The sequence below is a fragment of the Streptomyces sp. NPDC088785 genome (assembly GCF_044750685.1).
In the GTDB taxonomy this organism is placed as follows: Bacteria; Actinomycetota; Actinomycetes; order Streptomycetales; family Streptomycetaceae; genus Streptomyces.
In genome coordinates, this window is record NZ_JBIVKH010000025.1 from 25,482 (window position 1) to 33,315 (window position 7,834).

At 71.1% G+C, this 7,834-nt stretch carries 8 protein-coding genes; 6 read left to right on the plus strand and 2 right to left on the minus strand.

Annotated elements, in window-relative coordinates; translation table 11 throughout:
• Window positions 1-235: 235 nt before the first annotated feature.
• The 3 genes from ACIP5K_RS35365 (at window position 236) to ACIP5K_RS35375 (ending at window position 4,335) form a co-directional block, all read left to right on the plus strand.
• Window positions 236-1,336, plus strand: a complete 1,101-nt coding sequence (locus ACIP5K_RS35365; RefSeq protein ID WP_401416536.1) for a hypothetical protein — start codon at window positions 236-238, stop codon at window positions 1,334-1,336.
• Between the two features lie 119 nt (window positions 1,337-1,455).
• A complete protein-coding gene (locus tag ACIP5K_RS35370) occupies window positions 1,456-3,606 on the plus strand; it encodes a hypothetical protein (RefSeq protein WP_401416538.1) in 2,151 nt (716 codons plus the stop codon).
• 177 nt (window positions 3,607-3,783) lie between these two features.
• Window positions 3,784-4,335, plus strand: coding sequence for a hypothetical protein (locus ACIP5K_RS35375; RefSeq protein ID WP_401416540.1), 552 nt, complete (start codon window positions 3,784-3,786; stop codon window positions 4,333-4,335).
• Window positions 4,336-4,806: 471 nt separating this feature from the next.
• On the opposite strand, the gene ACIP5K_RS35380 is transcribed toward ACIP5K_RS35375, so the two are convergent.
• The gene (locus ACIP5K_RS35380) at window positions 4,807-5,070 is read right to left on the minus strand and encodes a hypothetical protein (protein WP_401416542.1); all 264 of its coding nucleotides are present in this window, start codon (window positions 5,068-5,070) and stop codon (window positions 4,807-4,809) included.
• A 97-nt stretch (window positions 5,071-5,167) separates the two neighbouring features.
• On the opposite strand from ACIP5K_RS35380, the gene ACIP5K_RS35385 reads away from it, so the two are divergent.
• Window positions 5,168-5,914, plus strand: a complete 747-nt coding sequence (locus ACIP5K_RS35385) for an AAA family ATPase (RefSeq protein WP_401416544.1) — start codon at window positions 5,168-5,170, stop codon at window positions 5,912-5,914.
• A gap of 64 nt (window positions 5,915-5,978) precedes the next feature.
• Here the strand turns inward: ACIP5K_RS35385 and ACIP5K_RS35390 are convergent, their stop codons facing one another.
• Window positions 5,979-6,365, minus strand: a complete 387-nt coding sequence (locus ACIP5K_RS35390) for a DUF6233 domain-containing protein (protein WP_401416546.1) — start codon at window positions 6,363-6,365, stop codon at window positions 5,979-5,981.
• 383 nt (window positions 6,366-6,748) lie between these two features.
• On the opposite strand from ACIP5K_RS35390, the gene ACIP5K_RS35395 reads away from it, so the two are divergent.
• On the plus strand, window positions 6,749-7,246 hold the full coding sequence (locus ACIP5K_RS35395; RefSeq protein ID WP_401416550.1) for a hypothetical protein: 498 nt from the start codon (window positions 6,749-6,751) through the stop codon (window positions 7,244-7,246).
• Window positions 7,247-7,248: 2 nt separating this feature from the next.
• Complete coding sequence (locus ACIP5K_RS35400; RefSeq protein ID WP_401416553.1) at window positions 7,249-7,575, plus strand: hypothetical protein; 327 nt, start codon at window positions 7,249-7,251, stop codon at window positions 7,573-7,575.
• Window positions 7,576-7,834: the final 259 nt, after the last annotated feature.

Here is a 7,834-nt window from a genome sequence, read left to right on the forward strand (position 1 = left end):
GTACGTGCGGCCGAGGCCGGGACGGCTCACCACCGCATCGGCCATCAACCAGATCACGCACGACCAAGAGCGCACGCAGCAGCTCGCCGCCGCGCGCCGACAAGCGCGCGGCACCGCCGCCCCCCGCGCTCCGCGCCCGGGGCCCGCCCCGGCCCCGTCCCCGGCCCCGCCTGCGCCCCGCGCCCCGCACTCGGGGCCGGGCGGCCCGGCCACGCCCTAAGAAGGAGGATCACCCGTGTACTCCCTGACCCCCGGCTTTCGCCTCCCTGGTATCCAGCGCGCACTCAGCCCCGCAGAGACGGTGATGACCAAGGTCAACGCCGGGGCAGGGGCCGCACTGATGGCGTCCGTGTCACTGGGCCAGTCGCCGCCCGGCTGGGCCTTCACCGCCATTGCCGGTATCGGCGGACTGATCAACTTTGCGCCCGGACAGCGCTCGATCGGCCGCTGGGCGGCCGTCGGCGCCCGGTACCTGCGCGAACGCGCCGCTACTCCTGACCTGGCCACGAGCCAGGGCGCGACCATGACCTGGACGCTGTACCCGCATCACGGCACCATGCAGGACCCGTACATGCGGGAGCGGTGGCACGTCGGATTTGCCCGCGCTCTCGACTACGTTGCCGCGCAGTCGCGTTCAGCCGGACTCCAGGTGCTGGTCACCCATCATGCCGAGGTGGGCGAGAGCACCGCCCACACACAGACCATCTCGGTCCACATCCCGAAGACCGTGGCCACCCGCCCCGACCGGGCCCTCTCCGCGATTGAGCGGGAGCTCTCCCGGCTCGGAGCTCTCACGGAGGTCACGCCGGACCCGGCGCCGGCCCTTTGCGAGCGCTCGACCGCATGGGTCGCGCTCGAAGACGGGCGGTACGCCTCCACGGCCCGCATCACGGGCTGGCCCGCCGAAACGGGAGGCGACCTAATGGCGAATCTGCTGCTCGATCAGCACCGCCCCCTGAGGGCCCGCCAGCACAAGAACCGGTCCCTGGCGGTGCTGTACCGGCCGCTGCCGCGGGTCCAGGCGCGCCGCTCAGCGAAGTTCGGGCGCGCGCTCGGTGACGCGGCGAACACCGACGCGGTGAAGCAGGACGCCCACACGGAGAACAGCAACACCGTGCACACGGCGCTGGTCCAGGGCGCCACGCTCGTGGACGTCGACGCCTATCTCACGGTGTGGGGCGACAGCCCCGAGAGCGTCGAAGAGGCCCGGCACGCGGCCTACCTCGACGCCGACGAGCACCGGATCAGCCTCGACTGGCTGTCCGGCCAGCAGCACCGCGCACACGTGATGACCAGCCCGCACGCGGCAGCCTCCCGGAAAGGGGCGATCCTGTGATCCGTCTGCCCACCACTCACGCCGCGATCACCGCGCCGCTCGTCGCCGCCGACACGACGTTCCCCGGCATCCCGATCGGCCGCTCGACCTCGGACGGGCGGCCGTTCTCTCTGTCACCCGTGCTCGTCGACCCGAAGGTGCTCCCCGCCACAAACTCGATCGCGCTCGGGGGACTCGGCTCCGGCAAGTCCGCCACCGGCAAGGTCCGCGCTCGGCGAGAGAGCCTGTACCACGACCACCAATACGTGGTCATCGACTCCTACGGCGAGCGGGACCAGGAAAGCGAGCGCCACGAGGGAGAGTGGTCCGCGCTCGCCCGGGACCTCGGAGGCATGGTCATTGAGGCCGGCACTTTCACGATCAACCCGTGCTCTCCGCAGTTTCCGCCCGAGGCGCGCGAGCCGCTGATCCGGTCCCTGATCATGGCGGTCGAGCCGGAGGCGCTCACCGCGCAGGCCGCGCACGCGCTTCAGCACGCGCTCAACTCCCCGAAGGCGACGACGTTGTCCGGGATCGTCGAAGCGCTACAGAATCCGGAAGAGGGCCGCTACCCCGCACCCAAGCTGGCCGACTGGGGGGAGGGCGCGGTCCTCGCGCTGACCCACTACACCGACGGGTCCTTGCGCGGCCTGTTCGACGGCCCGGAGATCGATCTGCCGCCCGTCGACCTGCCGATGATCTCGTTCGACTTCACCAAGCTCGACAGGAACAGCGCCGCGATCCCGGCCCTGATGGCAGCCATCGGCTACTGGGTCGAGCACGTGTGGCTGAAGCAGTCCACGGCGGTACACCGGCACCTCGTGCTGGAAGAGGCATGGCAGATCCTCCTGTCACCGGCCACCGCCGAACTGATCCAGCGGCTGCTGAAGCACTCCCGACGGGCCGCGCTGTCCATCGACGTTGTGATGCACACCCTCTCCGACCTCGGAGACGGACGGGCCCGCGACCTGGCCCGCCTAATCGAAGTCGTCTACGTCGGACGCCTCGGCCCCGAGGAAGCCGCCAAGGTGGCCGCCATCTTCGGACTGCCCGAGTGGGCCGCCGAGAAGATCCCGACCCTCGACCCCGGCGAGGCCGTCTGGAAGATCGGGCACGGCAGCGAGTATGTCGACATCATCCAGACGATTCGCGACACCGAGGAAGCCCAGCTCACCGACACGTCCACTGGACGCCGCCGCGCGCAGGAAGCGGCCGGAGTAGGAGCTGAAGCAGAGGAAGACCCCGGGGTCTCCCTGGCCAAGGCCGACCTCGACCAGGACGTCGACCTCGACCAGGACCAGGACCAGGACGGCGACCTCGACCAGGACGTCGACCTCGACCAGGACGAGAGTGTCGGACGGCGCCTCGACGTCGTTGAGGACGACATGCCGTCCAACGTCATCGACACCGTGTACACGGGCACGGCGCCCGATCCCGACGGGCGGCACACTGCCGCCCTCGACGCGGCGCGCGCCGGCCGATTCAGCGAGGCCGCGGATCTGGCAGCAGCCGGACACCGTGAAGACATTCGCCGGTACGGCCTCACGTCGTGCGAAGCGTCCGCGTGGCTCATCACGCAGGCCGCGATCGCGGACCTGTCCGGGAACCTCGCTCGTGCGTCCTGGCTGCGCGCTACCGTCGCCCGCATGGGCAACGACGCGCAAGACGGCGGCGTTTGGTACGAGCAGACCAGCGGACACGCCGTGCAGTGGCACCAGGTGCCGGACGAGCCGCATCCCGTACCCGAGGAGGACGAGCCGACGCCCACGGGCGGCCGTCGGCGCATGTGGCCCTACGTCGCCGCGATCGCTGCCCTGGGGATCATCTCCGCCGCCGTCTGGCAGAACGGCAGCGACGGCGAGCACCAGGCGCAGCAGGACCAGAAGGCCGCCGCCTACAAGGGAGTCTCGGCTACGGACCTGACCATCGACGGCGTGAAGACCGAAGCTCTGGCCAAGTGGAGCGAAGACGGCCGGTCGGTCGTCGTCAGCGCGTGGGTCGACGCAGAGGAAGGGGCCCGGATCGTACGCATCGACTCCGCAGGCCAGAGCGCGAAGGAAGTAGCGGAGCCCCTGAAGAAGGGGCAGATCCCGATGCCCGTCCGGCTGGAGGTCAAGGTGCCGGTCAAGGACCGGTACGAGTCGGTACGCCTCACCGTCGCGGTTGGCGGATCCCACTGGAAGGACGGCACCCGCGCACCGCGCCGCACCATCGAACTCCGCTCCGACCGGACCGCCACCGACATCGACACCGGAAAGTCCCTGAAGCAGTCGTATTCGAAGGTGCTGTAGCCACAGCGCGACGGCCCGGTACAGCCTTGTTCAGAGGCTGTACCGGGCCGTTCGCGTGCACGCGCCTTGTTCCCTCACCAGCCGCGCCAGCGTCAGCAGAACCGGTGTCCTCACTCGTGCCGGTGGTCGCGGGCGCGGCGGCCCTTCCTGAGGACCTGCGCGCGGGAGGCTGATCGGATGCGCCGCCTCATCCTCGCTCTGTCGGTCGTGCTCGCCGTGGGCGCCGCGGGATGCACGACCGTGGACGGCCGACACGACCTGATCCATTCTCCAGGCCCGTCGTCGGCCGCCGTCCGGCAGCTGGTGCCGGACGGCACCAGCGAGCCGGTGCCCACGCCCTCCACCACGTCGCCCGCGCCCGTACAGGCTGCGGCGCGGGAGGCCCTGGTCGATATCGCCGCGGTGAAGCCGCACCCGGCGAAGAAGCCGAAGAAGCGCGCACGGCATCCGGCACCGGCGCGACCGGTGCCGGTGCCGGAGGCGGCCGGGCCGCGCCGTCCGGCTGGGCAGGCAGACCGTCCCGCCCCGGTGTGGACGCCCGCCGAGCGGCGCACGGTCGTCCGGCCGGCCGCGCCGCCCCGACGCGCGACGGTGCCACGTCACCGCACGGTCGCACCCAAGCCCAAGCCGCGCAGCACGTACGCGGACTTGGGTGTGGTGTGCGGCTGGTCGAAGCAGGCCGGTGTCGACCCCGCGCTCACCGCGGCTTGCCGCCGGACGGCGCACTGACTAGCTCTAGATCGGCGCCCTCATGCAGGCGGTGCGGCTGATCCCCCTGAAATGCACGCAGATCTTGGCGCCCCGGTAGTCGGCCCCAGACCAGGAGTACGAGATCGTCCGCCCGACGCGTCGGGCGACGGACGTCCGTGAGACACGGTCGCCGTCGGAAGTCAGCCAAGTTGCCCTGGAATGCACCGACTTGGGCGGGTTGGACCAGAAGCCCACGATAGGGGTGCTCATCGCGTCCCCCCGCATCCGGATGCACACCTGCGGGCCCGACCAGTGATGAGTGCAGGCGCTCTTGTCGATCCCGCCAAGACGGGCTGCGGCGGAGGAGGCCGCTGCGGGTGAGGACTGCGGGATCGTCGCGCACAGCGCGAGGGCGACGGCGGAGACGACGGTTCGGATTCTCATGATCAGACCAACCGCCACCCACCCAGCCGGTCACGCTCCCTCACTCACGAGAGGGACCACGCCACATCACCGCGCGCGGCGGAAGACCAGCAGCGCCCGGAAGGCGCCCATCATGTAGGCCGTGTCAGGGCTGCCGTACGGGCTCACCGACTCCAGGCGCCACCCCTGGTTCTCGACCTCCTCGATCACCTGGGACAGCAGCGGCTCCGAGACCCATGCCGCGCCCGGATCGCTGATGGGCACGCTCGCCGAGAAGATCCGCCGCCCCTGGGCGGCGCGTGCGTCCGCGCTCACCGTGCCCACCCAGTCGGCTAGCTGCTGCTCATCCATCCCGTCACCCTCCCACGCGGCCCGGTCCGCCCACAGCCGACCTCACACCGGCCCCCGGCGCCCGCCGGGGGCTTCCTCATGACGTCTGGAGACCCGCATGTATCCCCGCTTCACCGTTACCCCCTACCGCCTGCTCGGAGACCTCCGGGGCTGGGAGCTGCACCGCGACGGCCGTTATCTCGACTGCCACCGGCCCTTCGGAGGCGACCTCGACCGCGAGGCCGAGGCCGCGACGGGCTGGGCGGAGCAGATCATCGGCGCGCGCCAGGAGTGGCGGCACACCCGTGTCGGCGGACCGGACCGCTGGACCGCCGTGCACGGCCCGCACGAGGACACCGGCACCGCGGCCGCCGACACGGACCTGCTGCGCTCCCTGACCCGGGACACGCTCCTCGTCGCCGTCGGCTCGGCCGGTGCGGGGAAGTCGACGTTCGCCGCCCTGGTGGACACCACCGTCGTCAGTCTCGACGCGCTACGCCGTGAGATCAGCGGCTGCGCAGGCGACCAGACGGTGACCCCGGCCGCAGTCGAGCGGCAGCACCGCCTCCTGGACCGGCACCTCGCCGCAGGCACGCCGGTGTTCCTCGACTCGACCAACGTAGAAGGCCCCGTTCGAGCCGGGCTCGTCGCGCACGCACAGCGCCACGGACGCCCCATCGTCGCCGTCCGCTTCCTGGTCCACCTCGACATCTGCCGCCTGCGCAACGCGTCGCGGCCGGCACCGCGGCGCGTGCCCGACGACGTCCTCGTGTGGCAGCACGTCCAGATGCGCGAGGCCACCCCGCAGGCCCTGATCGCGCAGGGGTTCACCGCCGCGCACGACGTCGCCGTCTCCATCCCCTGAGAGGCCCGTACGCCGCTCCCGAAGGTGCGCCGGTCCCACGCCGCTCCGGGGCGCCCAGCGGGGCTCAGGCGCTCGCCCACGGGTCTGTGGGCGGCGGCACGTCGCGTAGCGCTGCCAGCGGATTGCACACCTCACAGGGCCGCGCGGCCTCGCCGTCCGGCCGAGACAGCGCGGCACGCGCCTCGGGGGCGTCGACCACGTCGTCGGACGTCGCAAAGCCGCAGTCGCCGCGGTGCACCGTCCACGTCAGCCCGGCCCGGTCCGCCTCGACCGTGAACCCCAATCCGCGGTGCGCCACCTCGCGGCGCTGCTGCTCGGTGGCCGCGTCGCTCCGCAGCCTGCGGATCAGATTCCGCTCATTCCGGGCCTGCCACTCCAGCCACACAAGCAAGCCCTCATGCAGGGCCAGGCGCTGCTCGACCGGCAGCTCTGCGGACTGAAAATCGTTCATGCGTTCGATATTACGCGCGGACGGAGATCCGCCCGACGAGCGGGCTACCGTCGACCCGTCGGCCGCCCGTGGGGGCCCACTCCGGGCTGGGCGGCCGGCACCCCCGCACAGCCACCCGAAGCGGGGAGCAGCAGCCGGACGGGCACAGCAGGCGCGCAGCGGCGCCCCCTTTTTCTCAGGGTGGGGGCCGGGGTCCCGGCGCGGCGCCACGGTGCCACACGGGGCGCGGGGTGGGGGCGGGGACGGCCTGCGGCGTCCAATACCAGACCGCTGCGCGGCCCGGTCGAGGACGCCTCCGACCGTCCCCGCCCCCCCCCCGCGCCCCGTGTGGCCTCGCGTGCCTAACCGGGACCCCGGCCCCCACCCTGAGAAAGGCGCCCCCCATGCCCGCCACCCTCTGCGCTCACGCACGCCCCGACTACCACCAGCCCGGCGAGACCTGCCGCTACGCCGCCGACCTCAAGCCCGGCGACCAGGTCGCCGTCATCTCCGGCATCCACATGACCGTCTGCACCGCCCACCCCGCCGACGACCCGACCATGATCGACCTGCACTACGACGGCACCGATGCCGATGACCCGGCCCAGGCCGCCCAGATCCACGCGCGCACCATCGTCCCCGTCATCCCCGCCGACGGCCTCACAGCCGAGGAGAAGCAGCACCAGGACCAGGCGCCAGCGATCAAGAAGCTGGTCAACCTCCCCGACTGCGCCTACTCCTGGACCTACACCGACCGCCCTTGCTACGCCCGCCCCGCGTTCGTGGTCACCGGCTTCGACAAGGTCGAACGGCTCGCGTGCCTGGAGCACGCCGGGGACGTCCTGGCCGAGGTCACCGGCCCGGACCAGGCCGCCAGCGTCATCGAGTACGAGGGCGAGTGACCATGAACGTGATCACCTGCGCCGAGTGCGACGGCGCCGCCACCTACCGGGCCTGTGCCGACCGCCGGTTCGCCTGCCCCGCCGGTCACCACCTCGCCCCGGTGGACGTCGACTTGGACGGCAGGACCGAGTGGGCGGTCGACGGCACCGGCACCCTCGGCTACGTCGTCTCGCCCTCCTACTCGCTCGACCTGATCGCGGAAGCGCTGGGCGACCTCGCAGAGTCCAGCGGCTGCGCCGACCCTGAGTACGCGAGGCGGGCAGCGCTCGACGATGCGTACACCGCGTGCCTGGACTACGTCGCCGCATACCGCTGCGGCGTCGCGTAAAGGCTTTCGGCCCGGCATACGAATTGCGTATGCCGGGCCTTTTGCTGTTTGCGTATCGGGCCTGTTTTGCGGTTTTGGTATGGGGTGTGGGGATGCGGTTTCGGTATTGGATTCGGGCTGCCTTTCCTGTTGCTGCCGCTTTTGGTTGTGGCGGATATGGATTGGAGGTTTGAGCCGGAATGCAGCCTGAATTGGCTTTGACTTGTATTCCTTGGTGGTTTAGACCTCTTGATGAGGCGTCAGTTCAGCGGGTTGTGAC